This is a genomic window from Pseudomonas vanderleydeniana, from assembly GCF_014268755.2.
In the GTDB taxonomy this organism is placed as follows: Bacteria; Pseudomonadota; Gammaproteobacteria; order Pseudomonadales; family Pseudomonadaceae; genus Aquipseudomonas; species Aquipseudomonas vanderleydeniana.
Window position 1 is genome coordinate 3,279,562 of record NZ_CP077093.1, and the last position, 24,116, is coordinate 3,303,677.

At 59.1% G+C, this 24,116-nt stretch carries 26 protein-coding genes; 13 read left to right on the plus strand and 13 right to left on the minus strand.

The features are described 5' to 3' along the window. Window positions 1-14 precede the first annotated feature (14 nt). The 5 genes from HU752_RS14845 to HU752_RS14865 all read left to right on the plus strand — a co-directional run bounded on the left by HU752_RS14845 (window position 15) and on the right by HU752_RS14865 (window position 3,495). A complete protein-coding gene (locus tag HU752_RS14845; protein WP_186685572.1) occupies window positions 15-911 on the plus strand; it encodes an oxidoreductase in 897 nt (298 codons plus the stop codon). A 115-nt stretch (window positions 912-1,026) separates the two neighbouring features. Continuing rightward, complete coding sequence (locus HU752_RS14850) at window positions 1,027-1,314, plus strand: barstar family protein (protein ID WP_186685574.1); 288 nt, start codon at window positions 1,027-1,029, stop codon at window positions 1,312-1,314. Between the two features lie 56 nt (window positions 1,315-1,370). Beyond that, window positions 1,371-1,904, plus strand: coding sequence for a hypothetical protein (locus tag HU752_RS14855; RefSeq protein WP_186685576.1), 534 nt, complete (start codon window positions 1,371-1,373; stop codon window positions 1,902-1,904). A gap of 311 nt (window positions 1,905-2,215) precedes the next feature. Beyond that, on the plus strand, window positions 2,216-2,722 hold the full coding sequence (locus tag HU752_RS14860; protein ID WP_186685578.1) for a P-loop nucleotide/nucleoside kinase family protein: 507 nt from the start codon (window positions 2,216-2,218) through the stop codon (window positions 2,720-2,722). A gap of 341 nt (window positions 2,723-3,063) precedes the next feature. Further along, on the plus strand, window positions 3,064-3,495 hold the full coding sequence (locus HU752_RS14865; RefSeq protein WP_186685580.1) for a tetratricopeptide repeat protein: 432 nt from the start codon (window positions 3,064-3,066) through the stop codon (window positions 3,493-3,495). A 164-nt stretch (window positions 3,496-3,659) separates the two neighbouring features. On the opposite strand, the gene HU752_RS14870 is transcribed toward HU752_RS14865, so the two are convergent. Genes HU752_RS14870 through HU752_RS14885 form a run of 4 tightly spaced genes read right to left on the minus strand, consistent with a single transcriptional unit; the run spans window position 3,660 to window position 7,771 of the window. Next, on the minus strand, window positions 3,660-4,595 hold the full coding sequence (locus tag HU752_RS14870) for a LysR family transcriptional regulator (protein ID WP_186685582.1): 936 nt from the start codon (window positions 4,593-4,595) through the stop codon (window positions 3,660-3,662). Beyond that, window positions 4,592-6,598 carry an FUSC family protein gene (locus HU752_RS14875; RefSeq protein ID WP_186685584.1) on the minus strand — a complete coding sequence of 669 codons (2,007 nt, stop codon included), beginning with the start codon at window positions 6,596-6,598 and terminating at the stop codon, window positions 4,592-4,594. Before HU752_RS14875 ends, HU752_RS14870 begins: the two co-directional genes overlap by 4 nt. Beyond that, window positions 6,598-7,500 (minus strand): efflux RND transporter periplasmic adaptor subunit, encoded by a 903-nt coding sequence (locus HU752_RS14880; protein ID WP_186685586.1) that lies wholly within the window; start codon window positions 7,498-7,500, stop codon window positions 6,598-6,600. The genes HU752_RS14875 and HU752_RS14880 overlap by 1 nt, the downstream gene beginning before the upstream one ends. A 13-nt stretch (window positions 7,501-7,513) precedes the next feature. Beyond that, complete coding sequence (locus HU752_RS14885; protein ID WP_225920147.1) at window positions 7,514-7,771, minus strand: DUF1656 domain-containing protein; 258 nt, start codon at window positions 7,769-7,771, stop codon at window positions 7,514-7,516. 77 nt (window positions 7,772-7,848) lie between these two features. On the opposite strand from HU752_RS14885, the gene HU752_RS14890 reads away from it, so the two are divergent. Beyond that, the gene (locus HU752_RS14890; RefSeq protein ID WP_186685588.1) at window positions 7,849-8,673 is read left to right on the plus strand and encodes an AraC family transcriptional regulator; all 825 of its coding nucleotides are present in this window, start codon (window positions 7,849-7,851) and stop codon (window positions 8,671-8,673) included. 192 nt (window positions 8,674-8,865) lie between these two features. Here the strand turns inward: HU752_RS14890 and HU752_RS31765 are convergent, their stop codons facing one another. Further along, entirely contained in the window at window positions 8,866-9,060 is a 195-nt protein-coding gene (locus tag HU752_RS31765; protein ID WP_225920148.1) for a DUF6124 family protein, read from the minus strand. A gap of 638 nt (window positions 9,061-9,698) precedes the next feature. On the opposite strand from HU752_RS31765, the gene HU752_RS14900 reads away from it, so the two are divergent. After that, window positions 9,699-10,061 carry a DUF3742 family protein gene (locus HU752_RS14900; RefSeq protein ID WP_186685592.1) on the plus strand — a complete coding sequence of 121 codons (363 nt, stop codon included), beginning with the start codon at window positions 9,699-9,701 and terminating at the stop codon, window positions 10,059-10,061. A 9-nt stretch (window positions 10,062-10,070) separates the two neighbouring features. Here HU752_RS14900 and HU752_RS14905 read toward each other — a convergent pair whose 3' ends face one another. Beyond that, complete coding sequence (locus HU752_RS14905) at window positions 10,071-11,600, minus strand: conjugal transfer protein TraG N-terminal domain-containing protein (protein ID WP_186685594.1); 1,530 nt, start codon at window positions 11,598-11,600, stop codon at window positions 10,071-10,073. Then, a complete protein-coding gene (locus HU752_RS14910; RefSeq protein ID WP_217838506.1) occupies window positions 11,597-11,899 on the minus strand; it encodes a hypothetical protein in 303 nt (100 codons plus the stop codon). Before HU752_RS14910 ends, HU752_RS14905 begins: the two co-directional genes overlap by 4 nt. Before the next feature lie 472 nt (window positions 11,900-12,371). Here HU752_RS14910 and HU752_RS14915 point away from each other — a divergent pair, with 472 nt between their 5' ends. The 6 genes from HU752_RS14915 to HU752_RS14940 all read left to right on the plus strand — a co-directional run bounded on the left by HU752_RS14915 (window position 12,372) and on the right by HU752_RS14940 (window position 16,092). Beyond that, a complete protein-coding gene (locus tag HU752_RS14915) occupies window positions 12,372-12,566 on the plus strand; it encodes a DUF7740 domain-containing protein (RefSeq protein ID WP_186675948.1) in 195 nt (64 codons plus the stop codon). 135 nt (window positions 12,567-12,701) lie between these two features. Further along, window positions 12,702-13,217, plus strand: a complete 516-nt coding sequence (locus HU752_RS14920; RefSeq protein WP_186685598.1) for a hypothetical protein — start codon at window positions 12,702-12,704, stop codon at window positions 13,215-13,217. Window positions 13,218-13,271: 54 nt separating this feature from the next. Continuing rightward, complete coding sequence (locus HU752_RS14925; RefSeq protein WP_186685600.1) at window positions 13,272-13,670, plus strand: hypothetical protein; 399 nt, start codon at window positions 13,272-13,274, stop codon at window positions 13,668-13,670. 405 nt (window positions 13,671-14,075) lie between these two features. Beyond that, window positions 14,076-14,417 carry a hypothetical protein gene (locus HU752_RS14930; protein ID WP_202894694.1) on the plus strand — a complete coding sequence of 114 codons (342 nt, stop codon included), beginning with the start codon at window positions 14,076-14,078 and terminating at the stop codon, window positions 14,415-14,417. Continuing rightward, window positions 14,414-15,529 (plus strand): AAA family ATPase, encoded by a 1,116-nt coding sequence (locus tag HU752_RS14935; protein ID WP_186685602.1) that lies wholly within the window; start codon window positions 14,414-14,416, stop codon window positions 15,527-15,529. Before HU752_RS14930 ends, HU752_RS14935 begins: the two co-directional genes overlap by 4 nt. Beyond that, window positions 15,523-16,092: a hypothetical protein gene (locus tag HU752_RS14940; RefSeq protein ID WP_186685604.1), complete on the plus strand. Its 570-nt coding sequence runs from the start codon at window positions 15,523-15,525 to the stop codon at window positions 16,090-16,092. The genes HU752_RS14935 and HU752_RS14940 overlap by 7 nt, the downstream gene beginning before the upstream one ends. A gap of 51 nt (window positions 16,093-16,143) precedes the next feature. Here the strand turns inward: HU752_RS14940 and HU752_RS14945 are convergent, their stop codons facing one another. The 6 genes from HU752_RS14945 to HU752_RS14970 form a co-directional block, all read right to left on the minus strand. Then, window positions 16,144-17,787, minus strand: a complete 1,644-nt coding sequence (locus HU752_RS14945; RefSeq protein ID WP_217838507.1) for an acetolactate synthase large subunit — start codon at window positions 17,785-17,787, stop codon at window positions 16,144-16,146. A gap of 63 nt (window positions 17,788-17,850) precedes the next feature. After that, entirely contained in the window at window positions 17,851-18,576 is a 726-nt protein-coding gene (locus HU752_RS14950; RefSeq protein ID WP_186689234.1) for a transporter substrate-binding domain-containing protein, read from the minus strand. Between the two features lie 51 nt (window positions 18,577-18,627). After that, window positions 18,628-18,810 carry a hypothetical protein gene (locus tag HU752_RS31770; protein ID WP_186689239.1) on the minus strand — a complete coding sequence of 61 codons (183 nt, stop codon included), beginning with the start codon at window positions 18,808-18,810 and terminating at the stop codon, window positions 18,628-18,630. Between the two features lie 61 nt (window positions 18,811-18,871). Next, window positions 18,872-20,092 carry a lactonase family protein gene (locus HU752_RS14960; RefSeq protein WP_186689232.1) on the minus strand — a complete coding sequence of 407 codons (1,221 nt, stop codon included), beginning with the start codon at window positions 20,090-20,092 and terminating at the stop codon, window positions 18,872-18,874. Window positions 20,093-20,163: 71 nt separating this feature from the next. After that, window positions 20,164-21,312 carry a 2-methylaconitate cis-trans isomerase PrpF gene (prpF, locus tag HU752_RS14965; RefSeq protein WP_186689230.1) on the minus strand — a complete coding sequence of 383 codons (1,149 nt, stop codon included), beginning with the start codon at window positions 21,310-21,312 and terminating at the stop codon, window positions 20,164-20,166. Beyond that, window positions 21,312-23,939 carry an aconitate hydratase gene (locus HU752_RS14970; RefSeq protein ID WP_186689218.1) on the minus strand — a complete coding sequence of 876 codons (2,628 nt, stop codon included), beginning with the start codon at window positions 23,937-23,939 and terminating at the stop codon, window positions 21,312-21,314. Before HU752_RS14970 ends, prpF begins: the two co-directional genes overlap by 1 nt. Window positions 23,940-24,116: the final 177 nt, after the last annotated feature.

Here is a 24,116-nt window from a genome sequence, read left to right on the forward strand (position 1 = left end):
AGGAGTCCTCGTCAATGACCACAAAAGCTGAAGCAGGCGTCGCGGTTCTGGGGCCCGGTGCGATCGGTACCACGATCGCCGCAGCGCTGCACGAAGTCGGCCGTACTCCGTTGCTGTGTGGGCGTACTCCCCGCGACAGCCTGACGCTGCGCGATAGGGGTCGCCTTGTCGTTGTGCCTGGTCCGGTTCAGACGGATCCGGCAGGGATTGATCGGCCGGTCGACCTCGTCTTTCTCGCGGTCAAGGCGACTCAAACCGCGGCGGCGGCAGCCTGGCTGGCGGCGTTGAGCGGTCCGGACACTGTCGTGTGCGTGCTCCAGAACGGCATCGAGCAGTTGGAGAGCGTCACCCCGCATTGCCCGCAGGCGCGGGTCGTTCCCGCTGTCGTGTGGTTCCCTGCGCAGGCGCAAGCCGACGGTTCGGTGCACTTGCGTGGCAACGTGCGCATCAGCTTGCCTGACACTTCGGCTTCCCAGGTGGTGGCGCAGGCACTGAAAGGCACCCGGTGCTCGGTGGAGCTGGCCTCGAACTTCAACGCCCTGGCGTGGCGCAAGCTGATGCAGAATGCGGTGGCCGGGCTCATGGCACTCACGCATCGTCGTGCGGGAATGTTCAACCGGTCCGACATTTCCAGGCTCACCCTGGACTATCTGCAGGAGTGTCTGGCCGTGGCACGTGCCGAGGGTGTTGAACTGGGCGATGAGGTGCCCCGGGCCATTCTCGACACGTTTCAGGCATTCCCGGCCGACATGGGTACCTCCATCCTGACGGATCGCGAAGCCGGTCGGCCACTGGAGTGGGACATCCGCAACGGCATCATCGCGCGTCGCGGCCGGGTCCACGGCATTGCGACGCCCATCAGCGATGTTCTGGTGCCGCTTCTTGCCGCCGCCAGTGATGGCGCTGGCTGAACCCTGGAGTGAGCACTCGCTCTTGGCTGCCTAAAATGGAAAACTGCCCAACCATTCCCACGGGGTACTATACAGTTCGGCCCGTATGTCATGACCACCTTTCGGAGTACCAGGGATGACGAGACTCCCGCTTGTCGAAGTCGACTTGAGTCACGCGGCAAACTCCGACGAGGTACACACCCTCTTGAGCAACGCTCTTGATTTTCCTGGATGGTACGGCTGCAACTGGGATGCCTTCTGGGATGCCATAACCGGCCTGGTCCCAATGCCCCTGAAACTGAAAATTCTGGGCTGGGACGGCTTTTCCAGGCGCTTGCCAAACGATGCCAGGTTGCTGAAAGCATGCCTGGATGACATGCACGCGCAGTATCCTGACGAAGCATCTAACGTTGAGTTCGGTTGAGCCGCTGGCTGGCTCACTCATATCGCCAAACTTCACCACCTGCATTGGGAGCCCCCGTGGCCATCGACACACAAGCCATTGCTGCATTCCGTGTTCTGCCTGAGACACGTCTCAACGAAGAGGCCTTCGATTACTACCCCGTCTGGTCGGAACGCTACGACTGTGAGGAGATCGAGGATGTCGTGCGCTGGGGGCTGGATCGGGACGAGGTGCTTCAGTTGTTCGAAATGAACTCCGTCGGCAGCGATCATTGCGTCTACACCCTGTTGGAGTCCAATCCATTTCCGCCGCGGATGCGCCTGTTCGTGCGCGCCACGATCGAGGCGGCTGACGGACGATTGCTCAAGGGATTCGTGATGGACGAGGATGCGTACTGCCTCACGATCTTCCACGAAGGTGAGAGATTCCAGTTCAGCGCACATCCGATGCTGAAGGGCCCTAACCAGGAGCACGAGAGGGCGCTGCTGGCCTCCCTTGGCACGGAGAAGCAGGTCTTCCCCGTCAGGTACCACACCGACTTCAACGACACCGAGGGCCAATTGATCGCCGGGACATTTTGGTATGGCGGGCAGAGCGATTTGGACGTGTAGTGAGTTAGGGATGGAAGGCCATGGACTCTGCATTGGGCATTCTGTAGCGGAGACAGATGGACGCTCATTGGTAGTGAAGTCCTGGTTTTCGCTGGGCTGGAATTTAATGGATTTCCAGCCGTACCTCATAGGATATCTATAAAAAAATCAGCTAGTTATGGCTTTCAGTGGAATCGAATCGGGAACTGTGGAGGCTCCGCCCACCCACTTCAAATGGTACATGAGGAACGACAGAAAACGGCCAATAGCGGACGTTGGCTTTGGCAGGTATTGGTCTAGACTGGGCCAACTCAATAATCGGAGTACATAGAGTGCTTATTGTCTTCAGCGGCCTTCCAGGTACAGGAAAAACGACGATAGCAAGTGAACTTGCTAGCAGAACAAGTGCGGTGTATCTGCGGATCGATACAATTGAGCAGGCTCTCCGAAACTCGGGTGCTCTGGCACAAGACGTAGGGCGAAGCGGTTATATGGTCGCTAATGAGCTTGCTCTGAGCAATCTTCGTTTTGGCAGTACAGTCATAGTCGACTGTGTTAACCCAGTAATGGAAAGCCGAAACGCCTGGAGCGAGATTGCGACTCGCTCTGGTACTCCATTAGTGGACATCCAGGTGATTTGTTCTGATAAATATGAACACCAACGGCGGGTAGAAACTAGGAAAATTGATATCCCTGGCCTATCGCCACCAACCTGGCAATCTGTATTGGATCATGAATATGAACCGTGGGATAACGCACCGTTTGAAATAGACACTGCCTTGACCTCTCCGGCGGATGCCGTGGCAATGATCACTAAACGATTTTTATCCGAGGGGTAGCGCCTTCTAAAAGCTCCACGTAGCAAAGGGAGGTCAGCAGGCACTTTCCGATTTTAGCCGACCGCTGCTGGTCATGAGCGAAAAACATCAGCCTTTTCGGTGATGAATTGGAACTGCTAATTCTGTAGGCCACGTACTAATTGCCTTACAGAACCGACCTGATAGCTGCATACCGATTTTTTACCGATATGAGTCCATGCCGCGACGCCTTGCCTCTCACTACAGGTGTCCATCGGCCGTTAGCTGGCCTATAATCGTCGTGATTTTACGATTATTTATCACCCAGCTTGGTTGCAAAATCGGCGGCTAACGCGTTTGAGCCTTATAGACACGGAGTTCAGATGGAAACTTTCGAATTGGATGAATTGATCCATGAGCAGATCAAGGCGTTTTGCCAATTGGGTGATGAACATCTGGAGAGCGGTAATTTCAAGGCTGCCATCGATCAGTACAACCTAGCGTGGGAGTTGATTCCAGAACCCAAAAATGACTGGGAAGCGGCGACATGGGTGCTTGCCGCTATCGGTGATGCCTGTTTTCAGGGAGAATTCTTTACCTCCGCAAAAGAGGCCCTTGAGTATGCGATGACTTGTCCCGATGCGGTCGGCAATCCATTTTTGCATTTGCGTTTGGGCCAAGTACTGTACGAAAAAGATGAAACTGATCGAGCCGCCGATGAACTTATGCGAGCATACATGGCGGCTGGAGATGAGATTTTTGACAACGACGACCCTAAGTATTTCGCGTTCCTAAAAACGCGGGCCGTGATTTAAAAATCGGAATAGCCGAAAACAAAAGCTCGACGGCGGCAGCTTCGGCCAAATTTGCGCCAGTGTTGTTCGAGATAGGCGAGTACATGAGTGCCCTGGACAGCTTTCGCAAGGTCATCAGCCTCAAGCTTGACGGGTACGACTAGAGCGGAAACCGTCGCCCAGGCTCAAACCACCGCCGACACCGGCGCGATCAGGCTGTGATCGCTCATGAACTGCTCCATTTTCTTGCGCAACCAACGCTCGGCAGGGTCGCTGTCCGTCAGGCTCAGCCACACGAGCGACAACCCCAGGGTCGGTGTCGCGAAGGGTAAAGGCTCTGCCCGCAGCAAACCTCGTTCATGGAGTGTGAGAGCCAAGTGATCCGGCAGGTTGCACAGCAGGTCGGTACTGGCCATCAGCGTCGGCACCGCTACGTATTGCGGTACCGACAGTACCGCCTTGCGCTTGCGGCCGATCGCGGCCAGCCATTCATCAGCGAAGCCGGAGATGTTCGCCACATGTGAGACCACCACATGGGGACGTGAGCAGTAATCGTCGAGCGTGATGGGCTCGGGCGATGCGTCGGCACGCACGACCATCGGTTTCATGTTACGCAACAGCTTGCGCTTCGCATTTGCCGGCAGTTCAAGCGTGATGCAGACCGCCACAGTAATTTCGCCCGACTTGAGCAACTCCGATACATTCCAGTAGTTGACCTGCTTGATGACCAGCACGATGCCCGGTGCTTCCTTGCGCAACGCGCGTAACAAGGGCGGTAGCAAACTGTATTCGACGTCGTCAGACAGGCCGATGCGGAAAGTCATGTCGCTGCTGGCGGGATTGAAACCACGGGTCAGGCTCAGGGCCGTCGACAGGGCATCCAGCGCCGGCGACAAATGATGGATGATTTCGTTGGCCCGGGCCGTGGGCTCCATGCGATGGCCGACGCGGATGAACAGCGGGTCGTTGAAGCGTGCGCGCAGGCGATTGAGTGCCGCACTGAGGGTGGGCTGGCCCACGAACAGCTTATCGGCCGCTCGGGTCACGTTTCGCTCCTGCATCAACGTCTCAAAGACGACCATCAGGTTGATGTCCGCCTTGCGCAGCTCATTGCGATTCATGCGTCACCCCCAATGTCCTTTGTACGGCGATGGCCTGCCAGAGGGCAGTGGGTCGTGTTCGCATATCGCTGCAGCAGCCAGGCCAAGTCCTGGTAGCACGCCGCCCAGTGAGGAGCACCGAGTCTCGTCATCGTCTTCGATGTTCGTCGTGCCTGGGCGGCACTGATCGACGGGGCGTGGGCGTTCCGGGCAATCCTGAGTCTCCCTGCCTGCGCGCACCTGGCGATGGGAGAGGAGGGGTCTAGTGCACTGGCCTTACGCTGCAGCCGCTTGAGCTCACGGCCTAATTGAAGCGACAGGTAGCCTGCCTGGTCGTCATGCTGAGGTTCCGGGCCCAGCAGGTTATGCAAGGACACCATGCGGTGCTGCTGCTTGGCCTGCCATTGATCGTGATCGACACGCTGACCATGGCGAAGTAACACAAGCGTTTCTCTATGCAACGCCTTCTTGAGCGCCAGGACCTGCTTGCCGGCATCTTTGGGCAGGATGTGAAAGGCCAGTAGGGAAATGAGCATTGCTGCGATCCACGCCAGTGCCTGATTGGCGAAGTCGGTGAAATCGTATTGGGCGGTACCGCCGGTGCTGACCAGCGTATTGAACGCGATCAGATAGGCGACACCTTGCAGGGCTTGGCGAGGTTGAGTCGTGGCATGAATACCCAGCGACCAGAACATGGCCAGGGTGATGAACAGAAGCGGAAAGCCGTTGATCTGCGGCATCAGCAGAAATTTGTAAACAGCGGCCGTCAGCACGGCGTAAAGGGTGCCGCGAATGAAACCGGAATGGCCGTGGATGGGGGCCGCGGCTGCAGCCAGCAAGGTACAGCTCGGACCCAGCACCGCCAGGAGGGTGGGTCCCTGGTCCCAGGCGGTCAGGTACCAGAGCCCGCCGGTGACCAGCGTGGCACACAACGCGCGTATACCGTTACGTAGGGCGTCTGGATAATGGCGGTGAAAACCGATGCTGCGCTCAGGGGGGTGAGCCTGGCGATCGAGGCTTGAAAAGCTTTCCAGGGCGCCAGCGAAGTCCGCCAGTTGGTCCTCCAGGCGTTCTACAGAAGACATCGAACCGGGGGTTAGGCTAGTGCACGTCTCTGGGGCAGGACCGATCCGTATATGACCGGCCTGATCCGCCGCCGCCGCGAACCCGCAAGTGGCGTTGGCGAGGCCTTCGCCCAGGCGCTGCAACTCCTGACTGACGTCGGCGAGGGCATGCTGGATGTCTGCTTCAGGTTCGGCCAGGGGGCCATGGAGGATCGCGGCCTGAAGTTGCGCGAGTCCCACCTGGATGGTCAGCATCCTGGTACGAATGAGCGAGGACTCGCCCTTGGCGACTCCCAGCAGCTCATCGACCTTGCCGATGTCTATCGCGAGCTGGCGCTGATCCGCCGCCATCTGCGACGACTGTTTGCCCGAGCACTGTGCCGCCAGTAGCTGGGCGCTGCGCGAGCACACCACTGACAAGGCGTGGCGGACTTTCTGCTCCGAGGTCTTGCGACTGAACAACGTGGCGATGAGGCTCAGGCTGAACACACCGAGCACCACGGCCGTGCCGCGAGTGATGATGTGGTCGAACGCTTTGTCAGGTGCGACGAGCGCGGGGCCCAGTGCCAGACAGACCGTGTAACCGGCGACCACCGCCGCCGTGGCCTGATAGTGCCTGAGCAGGGTCATCGCGCCGACGCACAGGCCCAACCATAGGCCGATGCCGAGGATGTACAGCAGCATCTGCTGGGCGAACAGCGCCGTCAGCACGAAGGCGGCGATCATGCCCACTAACGTACCGATCACCCGATTCAGGCCCTTGCCCACCACTGCGCCCTGGATGGGATGCACCAACAGCAAGACAGTGGACGCGCCGGAGAACGGCGACTCCAGGTTCAAATAGAAGCCGAGCCACAGGGCCAGCCCGGCAGCCGTAATGCTGCGCAGCACGTAGCCGAAGGTCGCGGGCGTCCAAGGGCGAGGGATCGCTTGCAGCAGGCGTGATAAGTGATTGGCCATTACATGAACGCCTGCAACCAGCGAGTGAGCCGCCAGTGAGGTTCGGTCGCCTTCACCTCAACGCTGGCCGTCATGCCGGCGGCCAGCTCGACGCCGTCGGGCACGCTGTCCAACTCGATACGCACCGGCACGCGTTGCGACAGACGTATCCAACTGAAGGTTGGACTCACCTGAGGCAGGCCGCTGTCGCTGCGCAGTTCATTACCATCGGCGATACCCCGGCCCATGCTCGCCACGTGTCCGTCGAGCAGCGGCGCGAACCCCATCAGCTTGATCGAAACAGGTGCACCCAGGTGAATGCCAGGCAGTTTGGTCTCCTCGAAATAGCCGGTAATCCAGAAACTGTGACTGTCGACCACGAAGAGGTTGGTGTTGCCCGCCACCGCATAGTCCCCCGGTTGCAGGCGAAGCTGGGTGACGTAGCCATCCACCGGTGAGCGGATCTCGGTGCGCTCAAGATCGAGCCGGGCCTGGGCCAATTGGCTGCTGGCTGCATCCACGCGTGCCTTGGCCACCGCCACGTCCCGGGCCGCGTTGTCGACCTCTTCGCGAGCAATGGCGTCGCCCAGCCGTGCGCGCCGTTTGAACTGTTCACTGCGTTGTTCGAAGACGCTGCGTGCTTCGGCCAGTTCGGCGCTGCGCTGCTGTTCGGCCAAGCGGTAGGAGCGGGCGCTTATTCGATACAACAGCTCGCCCGAGGCCACCCATTGGTTGTCGCCCACGAGCAACTGCTCGACTTGACCGGACACCTCTGGGGCGATGCGAATCACCTGGGCGCTGACCCGTCCATCACGGGTCCAGGGAGCCAGGACATAGGCTTGCCAGAGCTGCCAGCAAAACAGCAGGGCCAGTACGCCAAGCGACAGCGTTGCAAGAGTCTTGAGGATTTTGACGATAGACACGGATGGCCTCCTCTCAGCAGTGCACGACCAGAGCCGAAACGACGATGAGCGAGACGAAAAAGCGTGCGAGCGCCGGATGCCAGGTCCAATCCAGCCCGCGACGTAGCGCCCGTTCAAACAGCCGATAGGCCAGGACCGCGACGCCGAGGTAGATCAGGAAAGGAGGCACATAGAGACTGGCAATGGAGACTTCGCTGAGCATGGTGGGCACCGGTATTCGGATGATCGTTGCGTTCGGGCCCCATCTCGATGCGGCCTTGTTGAGAATCATATGCAACGACCATGCTTGCCGATATTGAGTACACTGCCAAAATATAATCAAATCCAGCCAAGGCTCAGGGACACGTTATGGCCGAGATCCATCGTTTCGACGTTGACCACTTTGAACATGACGACCTACCGCAACCTGCCGTGGCCCTGATGTTGGAAACCCAGCGTAACGACAGCGAATCGGCGGTGCATCAGCATCGCAAGGGCCAACTGGTGGTGGCCTACCGGGGCGGTATCGTCTGTACCGTGGAGGATGGCGTATGGATGGTGCCCTCCGGTTTCGGAGTATGGATTCCCGGTGGGGTTGCCCACAGCAATCGGGTGACCGCCAATGGGCAGGTATTCTTTCTGTTCGTGGAGCCTGGCGCCGCCTCCATGCCGGAGCACTGCTGTACGCTGGCGCTGTCATCGCTGATCCTGGAGCTGATTATCCATTTGAGCGGCCAGGTGCAGACCTACCCGGACAACAGCTCCACCGCCCGGCTGGTCGGTGTGCTGCTTGAACAACTGGAGCAGGCCCCTTCTGAACAGCTCTACTTGCCGCTACCGGCTTCCCCTCGGTTACGCACTATTGCCCGCAGCCTGGCGCAAGATCCCTCAAACCGTGCGACCGTGGCCGAGTGGGCAAGGCATGTGGCGATGAGCGAACGTTCGCTGGCACGTTTGATCAAGGGCGAAACAGGCCTGAGCTTCGGCCAATGGCGCAAGCAATGGCAGATCATCGTCGCACTGCAGAGCCTCGCAGAGGGCGAGTCGGTACAGCAGACCGCCGAAGCGCTTGGCTATGAATCGGTGAGTTCGTTCATCACCATGTTCCGCAAGACGCTGGGCGAGCCACCGGCGCGGTATGTGCGCGGCACGGCGGTACGCCAATACGCGAGGGGGTCGCGAACGCTGGAGTAAGGGGAAGCGATTGGGCCAGGTGCGCTACAACCATTGGGTCCATATCGACGCCAAGACGATAAAGCTCGTGCCGGGATTTTGCGTTGCACAATGGCTTCCACTGGGCAGCGGCCCGGCAGAGATGCGCAGAGGGTAGGGGGAGAGCGGGGAGCGCTGCTTTGGCTTCCCGCTGCCCATGAAGCGTCAGTGCGATCAGCCGCGGGCGCTGATCGCCTGTCCACCCAGGACCTGATCCATCCTCAACTGCGCCAGCTCAATCAGGTGCACAACGCCCATCGCGACCTTGCGATTGGGTCCGGTCTGGTTGTCGGCGTTCTCGTAGGCCGTGGCCGCGGCCGACTGCAGGATCGAGTGGATGTCGACCAGGGTTTCTTCCTGGGCGAGCATTACTGGCGCGTGGCAGGGTGGTGACACAGTGGGCGGAGGAGTGGGCTCTGCACTCGCATCTGGGCCGAGGTTGTGGTGGGCCAGTGCCCGGTCGGCAATGCGGGAATCGATGCTTGTCAGCTTGGGCTTTGCTGGCGGATTGGGAGTTGGTTTGAACATGATTTGATAACTCCAAGTGCTTGATGGAGGCTGTCACCATCGCTGCTAAACGAGAGGTGGCAGCCGTACGCGGGTTAGCAGACCGGTGCACTTGGAAACCGGCGCGCCCGAAGACGCCCCGCGCACGACCACCATAAAGCTGAGGCTCGAAAGGAACCTCTTGAGGTGGCGTTTTGCGCAATCTAAGTGCAGAGCAGGCTGCTAAACCCGATCACTGATGAACAGTGACGGGACGAAGACTAGCGGCGAGATTGGGCGCAAAACAAGCACTTGGAATTGTCTCGGAAATTTCACTCAAGTGAAAGAGATGCATCTTTCAATTTTCTAAAAGAGCCACGCATTCCTCGTTGTTACCGCCGAATCTGTTGTTATTTGGGAATATTCCTACAAGCCCCCATTCAGACCCTCTGCCAAGCTCAATTGAGCGTCGTGCCGACAAGTTGTACGGCGAGAGAAATCTCAAGCACGAGGTCAGAGGCATGGCTACTGAAGCAAAGAAAAAAGGACTTACCTACCGCATTGGCTTCGTCTTTGGCGGGCTCTCGGCCCGCTACCGCAGATTTGAGGCGCCGATGCTGCGGTGGGCGATTGAGAAGGGCATGTCCGCCACGTTGGCGAGCTTGCTGAGTGGGCTGGTGCGGCTATCCCTGATCGGTGCTTTCCTGTATCTGGCGTTTTGGGTTGTGGTTGCAGTTATAGGCGTTATCCTTTGCAAGGAATTATTGCTGAACAGCTCAGGTGCAGAGGAAGAGGAACTAGTAGTGTTTAAGGCAGATGAGGTTTTTCCTGATCCTTATTCTCCTGAAAATATGAGTGATCCTGCTTTCTATCGTGAAATATAAATACCGGTTTCATTTTGAGCTGTATCTTTTGGCTAGGCTTCTTCCCGCTCTCTCAATAATGCCTTTTCCTTGGCCACCATGCTGTTGAGCGCTATTTGTTCCTTCTGCAAGACCTCGCAAGATTTGTCCAGATTGAAAGCCCACCCAGGTTAGCGAGGTCATCCAAAACGATGGGAGAGCGAGAAACATCGCTCCCATCACAATCCCCAGCAGAAAGTCAGCCTGCTCATTGTTCAACCCCATCAACGGGTTCAGGTTCGCATGCGGCGAACCGGACCCGTACAGGGCATCGAAGATGGTGCTGTCGAGCCAGCGCGCCAGCTGAAACCAGAAATCCACGAAGATCAGTGCGAACTGAACCACCGAGATAGTGACCAGCGCCTTCAGGTCATAGCTACCCAGCACCAGTACCAGCGGAATGCAGATCACCAGCGCCATCTTCAGGAACGCCATCACCATCGGCAGTGCCTGGCGCACCACGTCCATGGCCGGCATGTTGGTCAGGGTCCCCATGGTCGTCCCGACCGCCCCCGTCACCCGCGCCGCAAAATCAGGAACCGAAGGGCCGACCCGTCCCCCATAGTCGGTATAGACCTGCCCCTGGGTGACTTGCTGATTCCTCGGTGACACCAGTTGCCGAATCAGCGCGTCGTTCACTTTTTCCCGGTTGGAAAAAGTGGCCCACTTCACGAAGCGCTCCACCAAGGATTTATCCATCTCGGCAAGCACTCGCACCCTCAACCCTTGTTTTTCTTCAGTCCACCACTGATTGCACGTCGGGTAGCCACCGCCGTCTTTCACCTGGGCCAGGCCCGCGTCCCGCTTCGGGTCGTAGGGCCACTCTGCTCGCGGCGTCCTGGAGTGATAGGTGTCGTAGAAACCTTTCTGCTGCAAGAAATACTTGGAGCCAATCCAGTTGGTGTCATGGGTCTGCGCCTCTGTCAGTTTGGGCTGCATCATGAACAGCTTGGCCCGGGCATAGCCATAGCAATCGTTGGTGAAGTCCGCGACCTCCTGGGCCAGAAGCGGACTCTTCAGCCGGGAATTATTCACCTCCATCCGCATCTGCCGCAGATCCGTTCCACACGGGATGGCAGCCACGGCTGCACCACTGACCGCCTTGGACACCGAGTGCACGAAGAACCACCAGATGGGCACCTTGGCGCTCTGGTCGTTCAGGGTCGTGAAGGTCTTGCCCCATCCTGTGTTCTGGGGCAAGGGCTGTTGGTACTGGCACTGTTCCGAGCGGCTCTTGTCGAACTGCAGAGTATTCAGGCTAATGGTGATGAAGGGCACGCCGGCGAACATGATCACCGCCGCCGCCAACCACAAGCGATGTTCGATGCGGGCGCAGGCCGCCAGTACTGCATCAGCGCCACCCCCGTCCTCCCGTGCCCCGAACCACTCCTGCAGCATGATGACCAGGAAGGGCAGGGCGAAGAACCCTGAGTCCATCAGCGCATTCCAGATCCCGTTGCTGACCAGCCATCCCACCAGGGTCAGGTAGAACTCCAGGTAGTCGTTGGTGTAGAGCGTCATACCAACTCCTCCCAGAGGGCCAGGGCCCGCAACAGCTCGATCAACAGGATGCCCAGGACCGCGGTCAATTCGGCTTTTTTCAGGCGTTTGAGGGTGGCCGGCTGAACCTGAAGTGTCCGGCGGCGCAACCACACCCATGCCCAGGCAGTGACGCCGAAAAAGATCAGCCGGGCCGCCAGGAAAGACCAGTAGTTGTGGATCTGCCACTCCTGCCAGGCCGCGAAGCGCATGAAGGAAACACCGCCGATCGCCACAAGGCTCGCGATGAGTAGGCTCAGCAGCGCCAGTACCAACGGCACCAGGACAACCAGCCCCAGGATCCTGAGGTATCTGCGTGTGCCCAGGTTCATGGTTTCATCGCCTGTGCATGCAAGCACCGCGCTAAGGTGTAGCAGTACTCAACAGCGGGTGATGGCCTTGAAGGAGCGAGTACTCGCCAAGCAGCGCGGAGGGGGAAGAGTGGATACATAGCGAGGCTCCTGAAAGAGAAGCCTCAAATACTCCCCAAGGGTTTGCAGCGTCGCAGCAGGAAAACTGGATCAAGGTAAGCGCGATTGTTGCCGAATCAGGAGTAGAGTTTTCGTGCGGGCGATGCCAATGAACCTGAGGCGTGGCATCAGTGATCGGCCATCGCTCCAGCGTATGTTTCGCGTGAAAAGAGTGCTCAGGACGCAACGCGCGCAGACAGCGAAGTCCTGCCCCCCCCTGTATCTGTAGAAAGCGCCGCCACCGCCGATACACTCACGCCCAGATCCTTCGAGCCACTGCCCCATGAACCTCTCCGACGCTGTTCTGATCCTGCTGCTGGCCGCCCGTATTCACGGCACGGACGAAGCGGTGCGGGCCTCAGCCAAGAGCTGCGTGAAGAAGCTGCCCCGGTCCAAGCGCGAGCTGATCTACAACGTGATCAACAGCCGCAGCCCCATGGAGCTGATCGCGCTCATGGCCGAGAACCTCGAGGATTGAAAGCACCTGCCGGGCGAATATCTGATCCGCCATGCAGCGCGATGATCGGTGTCAGGTGCTCGAAGAGGGGACCTATTGAGCATTTCAAGGACAGGCGGGTAGGCGCTCACTACCCGCATCAACGAGATTTCTGGAATGAGTGATGCCTACACGGCCTACGAACATGCCAATCGCAATCAGGCAGAGATCGAAACCAGCAGCACCTGCGCCTGCGAAAGCCCGGCCATGGTGGCGGTTGTGGTAAATCCCAATGAGGGCAAGATCCGGATACCCGATTGCCAGTCGATCCTGGAGGTGCTTCGCCTGATCAGGCGTGGAGACCCCGAGTGGGCCGATCGCAGCGTTACGTTGTGCTTTCCTGGCCCAGCTGATGTCTGGGTGCTGGTCTACCCACGCTGGGAAAACAGTACCCCCTACTTTGACGTCCAATACACCCGTGACGAGCCCCCTCGCCAGGCGCTGGCCGGGCTGTTGGAGAGGTACCCGCAGTGCGCCGTTCTGGACTGGTCGCCCGGCCGACTGGCTTGCATCGAGGTCCTCGATGAAAGCCTGGAGACCCTCGCACAGATCATTCAGGACGTCGTTGAGGCGATCGGTGGCGAGCGCATCACGGCCATTGAGGCTTTCTACGAGCAAGCGGGCAGGGCGTAAGCCGTTCAGTCGAGAACAACCCTTGTAATGACACCCCATGAGGAAGGTTTCAACGTGAGCCTTGAGATGTTTTTGGAAGCCGATAGCGCACTCACCTTGCCGATCCTGGAGCAGGTTTTAGTTAAGGCGGGCGCGGAGGAAGTCTATTGGGAGGATGGCCTGCTGAAGGCCTACTTCACCTCAGGTATTTCAGTCTGGGCCGAGGAAAGGAACGAAGACTTCGAGCTCTACGCAGAGGATGCCAAGGGCATGGATTTTCCTGTCTCGGTGTACTGTAATCTCAGGATCAAAGGCCCCGAGCCGAAAGGTCATTCGAGCATGGAGGATCTGGACAACGTTGCCCAGGGCATCGCCCAAGCCTGCTCAGCATGCTTTGTGATCAGCTTCCAGTTCGAAACCACGGTGTACTGGCGGAACGCCGCCGGATTGCACCGCCAATGGACGCGAGGCTGATCACAACGGGATTCTCCTCGGGGACTTTGTCCACTTCATCCGCCAGCGCGACTGACCGTTCGGGCGGTGATGTAGGCAGGTCCTTGTTTGGAGGGGAATACGATGTTGTCGCTCTTTGTGAGTGCCCACCTCTGGAGTGTATGAAACGGTTTCAAATTGAGTCATCAGGCGATGCTGGTAGCTACTGCTACTGCTCGAAAAAACGAAGGTGGTCCACTGGGCGAAGCGCTCCCCTGATCCTGAGGCGCAGCTCGTCACGGGCACACTGCTGACTAGATGGCTTTGAGAAAACACTCAACGTTGCTTGAATACCACCAAACGTTCGCTGTCGGACCCGCCAAGAAACTATTCGACGTGCTTGCCTGCTCGCTTTATAGTTCCGTTTAGTGGAACAGGTGTGACCGCATGAGCGAATACGAAGTGAATGAGCACGGCGTTCCTCAGTATCCCAAGGGGCATGCTGGACGGCTGTTTGTGACCTTGGCCGCGATCGACCGCCTGGAGCGCGCGACGGCGACCAGTGTTGCAGCGTTGACGGGGCTCAGCAAAGGTAAGATCGACGACTACGTGCGAGTACTCAACGTGGAGTTTGGCACTCGTATTGTGAAACAAGGTCCCGAATTTCGAATTGAATCCTGGGGAGAGGTGTTGAAGCGAGCCGGTGTCAGAAAGGCGCTTCAGGCCTCCTTCGATGGGGCAAGACCGACGCTCACTCAAGCTCAGAATGATCGACAGGAAAGCTCATGAATATCAAGAAGCTGCACATAAAAGGCTTTAAGAGCTTGGCTGATTTTCAGCTCAAGGATGTCTCGCCGTTTCTGGTATTTGCCGGTGCCAATGGCTCTGGGAAAAGCAACATCGCCGATGCTCTGTCGTTCATGGGGGCTGTTGTTAAATTCGGTGCGTCACAGGCCAGAACTCAGTTCGGGGGCTTTTCTCAGATTCACTGTTACAAGTACCGCAAGGAACTGCGCACCAGCATCAGTTTCTCCATGGAGGTTGAGCTGGATGGGAGCGTCCACGATTACAGCCTCACGATCCGCTCCCTGGACAAGAAACCCCAGTTGTCCGAGACGTTGAAAGTGGATGGCAAACTGTTGATCGACCGTCGTCCGGGCGCGGATTTGAAAGTCCAGATGGGCGAATCGACGGGGCTCCAAAGCCTGCCTGACTACCCGCAGGATCTGGCGGCTCTGATGCTGTTGGGACAGAGCCCACTTCGTGCGTTTTTGACCAACACCAAGGTGTTCCGTATTGATCCGATGGCCGCGAAGGAACCGGATAGTTCAACCACCGATACCACCGAGCTGGACACACAAGGCAAGAATGTTGCGTCGATGCTTACCGTCCTTGAGAAGGATCCTGATTTCAGGGATCAAGTCTTGGAATGGATGGAGCTGATCGTCCCTGGAATGGAAAGCCTCTCGACCGAGAAGCAGCGGTTGGATGGGTCGACGGTCATTACCTTCAAGGAGTCTGGAACAAAAACACGTTTTCCGGCAAAGCTGGTATCAGATGGCACGATCTATGTGCTGTGCATTCTGACTGCGGTGCTCAGTCGTACGAGCAAGACGGGCATTACCATCATCGAGGAGCCGGAACGCGGTATTCACCCCAAGGCCATTGGTGAGCTGGTGCAATTGATGCGCGACAGCGCCTCTGTCAAACACCCCATTTTTCTGACCACGCACAGCGAGTCGATTGTCCGGAACCTGGAAACCCCAGAGCTGTATTTCGTCAGCAAGCAGGACGGTAAGACCCGCACACAAGCCGCTTCCAAAGCGGGAGTTAAGAAAGAGCAGATTCCGCTCGATACGGCCTGGCTGACCAACCTCTTTGATGGGGGGTTACCATGGTAAAGGCCGGTTTTATTGTGGAGGGCGCCAGCGAAAGAATCGTCGTTGAGTCCCAGGCGTTTAGAGCGCTATTGCAGTCCTGCGGCTACGAGTTGGTCACGCCAGTGGTCGATGCGAACGGTGGTGGGAATCTGCTGCCCCATAACATCGAAGCGTTTCTTGACCGATTGGATGAGGCAGGGGCAGAGGAGGTTTTCATCCTCACCGACTTGGAGGATGAGCTTCATGTGCGAACCGTCAGGGACCGCGTTGCCCATCAGCGCGTCCGATTTGCGTTTGTCGCCGTCAAGGCCCTAGAGGCATGGTTCCTGGCTGACACCCAGGCCATGAACGCCTGGTTAAAGACCGATGATTTTTTTGAAGACACTCCCGAGCAAACAGCAGAAAAACCATGGGAGAGGGTCAAGCAGGTCGCGGCAGAGCGAGGTGCTCGAGGGCCTGGTAACAAAGTCGCCTTTGCCAAAAAAGCCGTCACACACTGGGGATTCAGCGTCGAGCACTCATCGGCTCACCCCTCCTGCCCCAGTGCACGGGAGCTGATTGAGTTCCTTCGCAGTACTGGGTGAGTACTGCGCCGTAGATCATTCAGATCGGGGCCCAAGTTGGTGTTTACCGGCTTAGACCGCCATTGCGCGTTCGCGCAGCTCGCTGTTGAGGATGCGGTCGTTCTCGCTGTAGTCCACCGGGCAATCGATCACGTGCACGCCCGGGGTCTTGATGCAGTGCTCGAGCAGCGGCAGCAGGCCTTCGGCGCTTTCGACGCGGTGACCGTTGGCGCCATAGGCTTCGGCGTACTTGACGAAGTCCGGGTTGCCGTAGTCCAGGCCGAAGTCGGTGAAGCCCATGTTCGCCTGCTTCCAGCGGATCATGCCGTAGCCGTCGTCGCGCAGGACCACCACGGTCAGATTCATCTTCAGGCGTACCGCGGTTTCCAGTTCCTGGCTGTTCATCATGAAACCGCCGTCACCGCAGACCGACAGGATCGGCCGGTCTGGGTAGACCAGGTGCGCCGCCATCGCCGAGGGCAGGCCGGCGCCCATGGTCGCCAGGGCGTTGTCCAGCAGAACGGTGTTGGGCTTGTGGGCCTTGTAGTTGCGGGCGAACCAGATCTTGTAGATGCCGTTGTCCAGCGCGACGATGCCTTCGGACGGCAGCACGCGACGGATATCGGCCACCAGGCGCTGCGGGTAGACCGGGAAGCGGTTGTCGTCGGCGCCTTCGGCGATCTGCGCTTCGTTGGCCTCGCGGATCGCCATCAGGCGGCTGAAGTCCCAGTGCGGGTTGTCGCCCAGCGCTTCGCCGATCTGCCAGACGGCGTTGGCGATGTCGCCGATCACTTCGATCTGCGGGAAGTACACCGCATCGACTTCGGCGGAGCGGAAGTTGATGTGAATGACTTCGGTACCGCCACGGACCATGAAGAATGGCGGCTTCTCGATCACGTCGTGACCGATGTTGACGATCAGGTCGGCGGCCTCGACCGCGCGGTGGACGAAGTCACCGGAGGACAGCGCGGCGTTGCCGAGAAAGCGCGGGTGACGCTCGTCGACCACGCCCTTGCCCATCTGGGTGGTGATGAACGGGATGCCGGTCTGGTCGATCAGTTGCTTGAGCACCTTGGCGGTCATCTTGCGGTTGGCGCCGGCGCCGATCACCAGGATCGGGCTGCGGGCCTTCTGCAGTTTCTCGACGGCGGCCTCGACCGCCTTGTGCTCGGCCAGCGGACGGCGGTGCAGGCTCGGCGGGATCGGCATCGAGTCGGTCTGCTCGGCGGCGATGTCTTCCGGCAGTTCCAGGTGCACGGCGCCCGGCTTCTCTTCCTCGGCCAGACGGAAGGCTTCGCGCATGCGCGCCGGGATGTTGTCGGCCGAGGCGAACTGGTGGGTGTACTTGGTGATCGGGTCCATCATGCCGCAGACGTCGATGATCTGGAACCGGCCCTGCTTGGACTTCTTGATCGGCTTCTGGCCGGTGATCATCATCATCGGCATGCCGCCCAGGTAGGCGTAGGCGCTGGCGGTCACCAGGTTGGTGGCACCGGGGCCGAGGGTCGACAGGCTGACGCCGGTCTTGCCGGTCAGGCGGCCATAGGTGGCGGCCATGAAGCCGGCGGACTGTTCATGACGGGTCAGGACCAGCTTGATCGGCGACTTGCGCAGCGACTCCAGCAGGTCGAGGTTTTCCTCGCCAGGAATGCCGAACACATACTCGACACCTTCGTTTTCCAGGCATTGCACAACGACATCGGCGGCCTTGGCCATCTTGCTTATTACCTCAGTGATCACGGTTGGAAGCAGGTGAGACGCACCTGCAGGCGTTCGACCTCAGCGAGGTGCGCTGAGGTCTGTTTGTCCGCTGGCGAGTAACGCGCCTCGGACGAACCCCTCGGCAAGTCGTCGCTCGACGAAATCCCGTATATAGGCGGCTCCCGCATTACGGCCGCGAGGAACCGCGACTGCTTGGCGGATAGCGGTGAACGCTCCCTGTATTACCCGATAATTCGGGTTCTTGGCTGCGACTTGCTCCAGCGGTTGTCTTACGCCGGCGGCAGCATCCAGGCCTAGGTCCATGAAGAACTCTACAGCGCCCGCCGATGTTTCAACTCTGTGCAGCTCGGCATGTTGCAAGGTGCGTGACAGGTACAGGTCGTATGCCGCGCCGTTGCCTACCGCAAGCCGAAGTCCAGGTTGATCAAGGTCCTCGATCGTTGAATAGGGGGCATCGGCTTTAACCAGATAGGTCCCCTCGATCAGAACGTAGGGTTCGCTGAAGCTGATCTGAGCGGCGCGGACAGGCTCGATAGCCAGGAAGGCGAGCGTCCATGCATTCTCCTCAAGTGCAGCGAATACCTTGCCGGCTGCGTCGTACGTGCGCAGCTCAAGACCTACGCCCAGTTCATCAGCCAGCGACTTGGCCAACGCTACAGACACTCCATGCGGCTCTCCGTCAGCGCCTGGCTGAGCCAGCACGGGATTACCGAAGTTGATCGCGGCACGCAGGATGCCATTGGGCGCCAGGTCGTTGAGGACCTGCTGGGCGATAGGGCTCATGCCTTCTCCAGGGTTAGAAAATGGGGCGTGTCTAGGGCACGATCAGGCGGTTTAAAGCATCGAGCGATGCTTGGACTGGCCAGCACCGTCACGCAAATCGCGGTTGATGTTGAAGTTCGTCGTTTGCAAGGTGACCTTGCTGTCGTCGATAAAGCCATCCCCATAGGCGGTAGGTGCGGCTAGGTAAGGAGTCGCGGCAAGAAGCTCGCAACCCATCTTGTTTTTGTTATGCATGTGCTACTCCGCGGGGTATAGGCGTGTCTCCCGGCACGCCAGGATCAGGAAACAGTGAGGTTCAGACGGTGCGGAAAACCAGGCAGACCGGGCTGCCGGTCTCGATCTGATGTTCCAGCAAAGTCAGTTCGCCTTTCGGGCTAATGGAGAAGGTCTTGATGTTGTCACTGTCTTCGTTGGCGACGAACAGGAAACGTCCGTTAGGGGAGGCCGTCATGAAGCGGGGCTTCTTGCCTTGGCTAGGTACGTTGCCGATCGGGTTGATCTTGCCGGTGGGCTGATCCACCGAAAAAATGGTCACGCTGTCATGCCCGCGATTGGAGGAGAACAAATGTACTCCGTCCGGTGCCATGACCAGTGCTGCTGCACGGCTGTCCCCTACAAAGTCCTGAGGCAGGGCCGAGACCACCTGGAATGGAACCAGGGAGCCGTCGTTCTGGTTGTAGCGGTAGCTGGTGATTGTGCTGTCCAGCTCATTTACCACGTAGGCAAAAGAACCGGTGGGAGAGAACACTACATGCCGGGGGCCAGCACCTTCGCGTGCCTTGATTTCATGAGCCAGTTCAGGTTTCAGCGTACTCCCTTGCTGTTTCAAATCGAACACGAAGACTTTATCTAGCCCTTTGTCCGGCACCACCAGGTAACGACCCGATGGGTCGCGTGGGATCATGTGCGGGTGGGAGCTGGTCTGTTCGATCTTATGGGGGCCAGGGTTGCCCGGAAGGTCGTATTTGCTGATGACCGGTTGCAGGCGGCCGTCTGTATCGAACGGCAGAATGACAATGCTGCCGGTGGCATAGTTGGCCACCGCGAGGAATTTGTTGCTTTTGTCCACGGTAAGGTGGACGGGGTTGTTCCCTTCGCAACTGACCGAGCTCACGTGGGTGAGCGTTCCGTTGCCTGGTTCGATCTGGAATGAGCTGACAATGGACTGATCACCATGCACGCAGAACAGCAAGCGTTGGGTTTGGTCGAGACATAAGAAGGAGGGGTTGTTCAGATCGCCGACGGTTTGAATAAGTTCGCAGCGACCTGTCTGTGGATCATGGCGATAAACCGTGATGCCTGCGCCGCGTGCGTTTCGCTCGCGAGTGGTTCTGGAACCCACATAGACCATTTGAGTTTTGTTCGAGTTGGCAGGCTGCATAGGGTTCTTCTCAGGTCCTGATTTGGCATCTGCCGCTCCCGCGCCGAGGCCCAGAAAGGTTGCCGCAGCGACGATGGAAGTTGAAGAGAGCAGCGTGCGTCGAGTAATGACGGGTGAACGCGGTGTTGGGCGCATAGCAAAATCTCATCGTTGTTTTTGTTGTGATGAGTACCGCCGACCTTCGCCGGTCGGCGGTAGCGGATCAATCAGTACTTCGAAGGTGCGAGAACCCAGCCTTCCATCAGGCGGCGTGCACTGCGGCTCATGACGGCCTTGTCCACGATCCAGTTGCCATCGACTTGAGTGGTCTGCGCGCCAACGGCGACGGTACCGGCGGTGTGGCCCATGTTGACTTGGCGTTCGCCGATGTCGCCGACGATCCGATTGACCAGCGTGCCTTCCAGGGCGGCTGCCACGGCAACGGCTACAGCGCCAGTGCCGGTAATTGCGTGATGCAATTTGCCCATGGAGAGGATGCGAGCGATCACATCGATCTCGGCGGCTTCGACCGTCTTGCCACCGGCAGCTGCGTAGGTTTGCGGTGGAGCCACCAGGCACAGCTTAGGTGTATGGGGTCGAAGGCGCGTTGCTTCCTCGGCGCTAGCCGCCAGCCCCATGGCCACGGTGCAGTGTGCACGGATGGTTTCCAGCGACTGCAGCAGCTCGGCGTTGCCGTTGACCTGATCCTGGGTCTCGGTCCCGGTCAGGCCAACGCGCTGGGAGTCGACGAAGATCGTCGGGTTGCCGGCGTTGAGCAGCGTTGCTGGCAAGCCCGGGAAGCCCGGAATATCCAGCTCATCCACGACATTGCCGGTTGGCAGAATGCTGCCGCCCGAACCGCCGGGCTGAAGGAATTCCACGACGATTTCGGCTGCAGGGAAGGCGACGCCATCGAGCACGAAATCACCTTCTTCAACGACCTCGCCATCCTTCATCGGGACATGGGCGATGATGCGTTTCTGAATATTGGCCTGCCAGATGCGGATGGTGGCGATGCCGTCACGAGGTGCATCGACGAGCCCTTGGCGAATGGCGAAAGGACCGACGGCTGCACTCAGATTGCCGCAGTTGCCGGACCAGTCGACCACTGGATTTTCGATGGCTGGTGCGCCGAACAGGTAGTCGACATCGCAGTCGGTGCGTCCCGACTTGCCGATAATGACGACCTTGCTGGAGCTGGAGGTGGCGGCACCCATGCCGTCGATCTGTTTGCCGTATGGGTCCGGGCTGCCAATGACCCGCAGCATCAGAGCATCGCGCTCAGGGCCGGCGGCAGGGACGTCCTGCTCAAGGAAAAAGACGCCTTTGCTGGTACCGCCGCGCATGAAGACGGCAGGGATTCGAACTTGGGTCATTACACGGCTCCTTCCAGTTGTTTCGCTTGTGCAGCCTGTTCCATGCTCTCGACCAGCAGCTGCGGCAGCAGGCCGCCGCGGCGGAAGTAGCGCACGTCTTCGTGCGTATCCAGACGGCTGGTGACGCTCACGTTTTCAGTACTGCCGTCTTCGCGCTCGATGACGAGTCGCAGCGTGTCGCCCGGAGCGAAAGCGTCATTGATGCCTTCCACCGAGAATTTCTCGTGCCCCGTCAGGCCGAGGGTTTTACGGGTCACGCCTTCCGGGAACTGCAGCGGCAGAATGCCCAGGCCGGCCAGGTTGGTGCGGTGGATGCGCTCGAAGCTCTCGGCAACGACCACGCGTACGCCCAGAAGGCGAGGGCCTTTGGCCGCCCAGTCACGCGACGAACCGCTGCCGTACTCTTTACCTGCCACGACGATCAGCGGCTGCTTACGCTTGGCATAAGCTTGTGCGGCTTCGAATACGGTGCTCACGCGATTCTCTGGCAGCAGCAGGGTCCAGGGGCCTTCGCGGCCGTCGGTCATCAGTTCGTTTTTCAGGCGTGGGCTGGCGAAGGTGGCGCGTTGTGCCGCTTCGTGGTTGCCGCGACGAGTGCCGTAGGAGTTGAAGTCATCGACACCAATGCCGTGGCCCTTCAGGTATGAACCAGCGTCGCTGTCCGAGAGGATGGCGCCAGACGGCGAGATGTGGTCAGTCGTGATGTTGTCCGACAGCATCACCAGCACACGCATGTCTTTCAGGTCGCGCTGAGGGTCAGTCGCCGTCAGTTCGTCGCTCCAGTACGGCGGTTTGCGGATGTAGGTGCTGCTTTGATCCCATGCGTACTGATCGGTAACGCCGGCGCGAAGGTCCGAAGCGATGACGCCAGCCTCGCGAGGTACCGAGCTGTAGGCCTTGTCAAACAGGTCGGCGGACAGTGCTTTCTTCTCGATCTCGTCCAGCTCTTGATCCGACGGCCACAGTTCGCTCAGGTAAACCGGCTTGCCTTCAGTGTCGGTACCGAGCGCATCCACCTGCGGGTCTACGCGATAGGTACCTGCGATGGCGTACGCCACGATCAGGGGAGGGGACATGATGAAGACTTCGCGAGCCAGCGGGTGCACGCGGCCTTCGAAGTTGCGGTTGCCGGAGGTGGCGGCAACGGTTTCCAGCTTGCGGGCACGGATTTCGTCTTCGATCTCTTTGCTCAACAGTGGGCCGGACATGCCATTGCATGTGGTGCAGCCGTAGCCCACGACATTGAATCCGAAGTTGTCCAGGTCGACATTGAGGCCGGCGCGATCCAGGTAGTCGGCGACGACCTTGGAACCCGGTGCGAAAGAGGTCTTGACCCATGGCGCGCGATGCAGGCCGCGCTTGAGCGCGTTGCGAGCGACCAGGGCCGCGGCGATCACGCCACGCGGGTTCGAGGTGTTGGTGCAGCTGGTGATGGCGGCGATGACGACCGAACCATTGTCCAGACCTGTGGGGATGTCCTTTGCTGCTTCACCGTTACCCAGCAGGATGCGCTGGTGCGGCTGTTTCGGGCCGGCAATCGCACGGCCAACGCCGCTCAGGTCGAGCGTGACAACGCGGTCGTACTCGACGGTTTCCAGGCTGTCATGCCACAGGCCTTGGTGCTTGGCATAAGCCTCGGTCAGCTCGGCAATCTCACCGCCGCGGCCGCTCAGTCGCAGGTAGTGCAGGGTGCGGTCGTCGATCGCGAACATGGCGGCGGTCGCACCGAATTCGGGGGCCATGTTGGACAGGGTGCCTCGGTCTGCCAGGGAGAGGGCTGCTACGCCTGGGCCATGGAACTCCAGCACGCTGCCGATTACACCGGCTTTACGAAGGCTCTCGGTCAAGGCGAGCGCGATGTCGGTAGCGATGTAGCCCGAGGGCGGCACGCCTTCGAGTCGGACACCGACAATCTCGGGAACCCGCATCATCAGTGCTTTGCCCAGCATTGCCGCTTCGGCCTCGATACCACCCACACCCCAGCCCAGCACACCAATGCCGTTGATCATGGTGGTGTGGCTGTCAGTGCCCACTAGCGTATCGGGGAACGCCCACAGGTCGCCTTCGACCTCGCGAGTACCGATGACGGTGGTCAGGCGCTCCAGGTTGATCTGGTGAAGGATGCCGTTACCGGAAGGCACGATCGACAGATTGTTGAAGGCCTTGTTGCACCAGTCCAGGAATGCAAAGCGCTCAGCATTGCGCTCGCGCTCGATCGCTTCGTTATCGGCCAGGGCGCTGGCATCACCCCAGCGCTCTACGTTCAGCGAGTGGTCCACCACGAGGTGAGTAGGGGTGACCGGGTTGACCTGGCGTGGATCACCGCCTGCTTTCGCAACAGCGTCACGCAGGCCAGCCAAGTCGACCAGGGCCGGAGTGCCGAGCAGGTCCTGAAGAACCACGCGAGCGGGGCGGAATGGGATGTCGCTGTTTTTAGATCGAGTGCAAATCACTTTCAGCGCCTCGGTCGGATCTGCTTCGGTGCGCAGTACGTTCTCAGCAAGGATCCGAAGGCTCATGGGCAGGCGGGAAAAGTCGCCTCCTGCCGCTTTTACGGCTTCAGATACGTTGCAGACGCGGTAATCGCGACCGTTTACGGCCAGGGTTTGGCCAATGTGCTTGCTCATGCCGGGGACCTCACAGGCGTGTTTTTTGTGAGGCGATATTGCACTTTGTCTAAACTTGAGTCAATTTATCTCCAGCAGAAATGCATCAGTCATGTGCCGAGTGGTCGCTTCTAAGCCTGAACAGAAGCCATTCGTATCTCTGCCAGCTACAAGCCAGATGGTCCCGAACAAAGATAA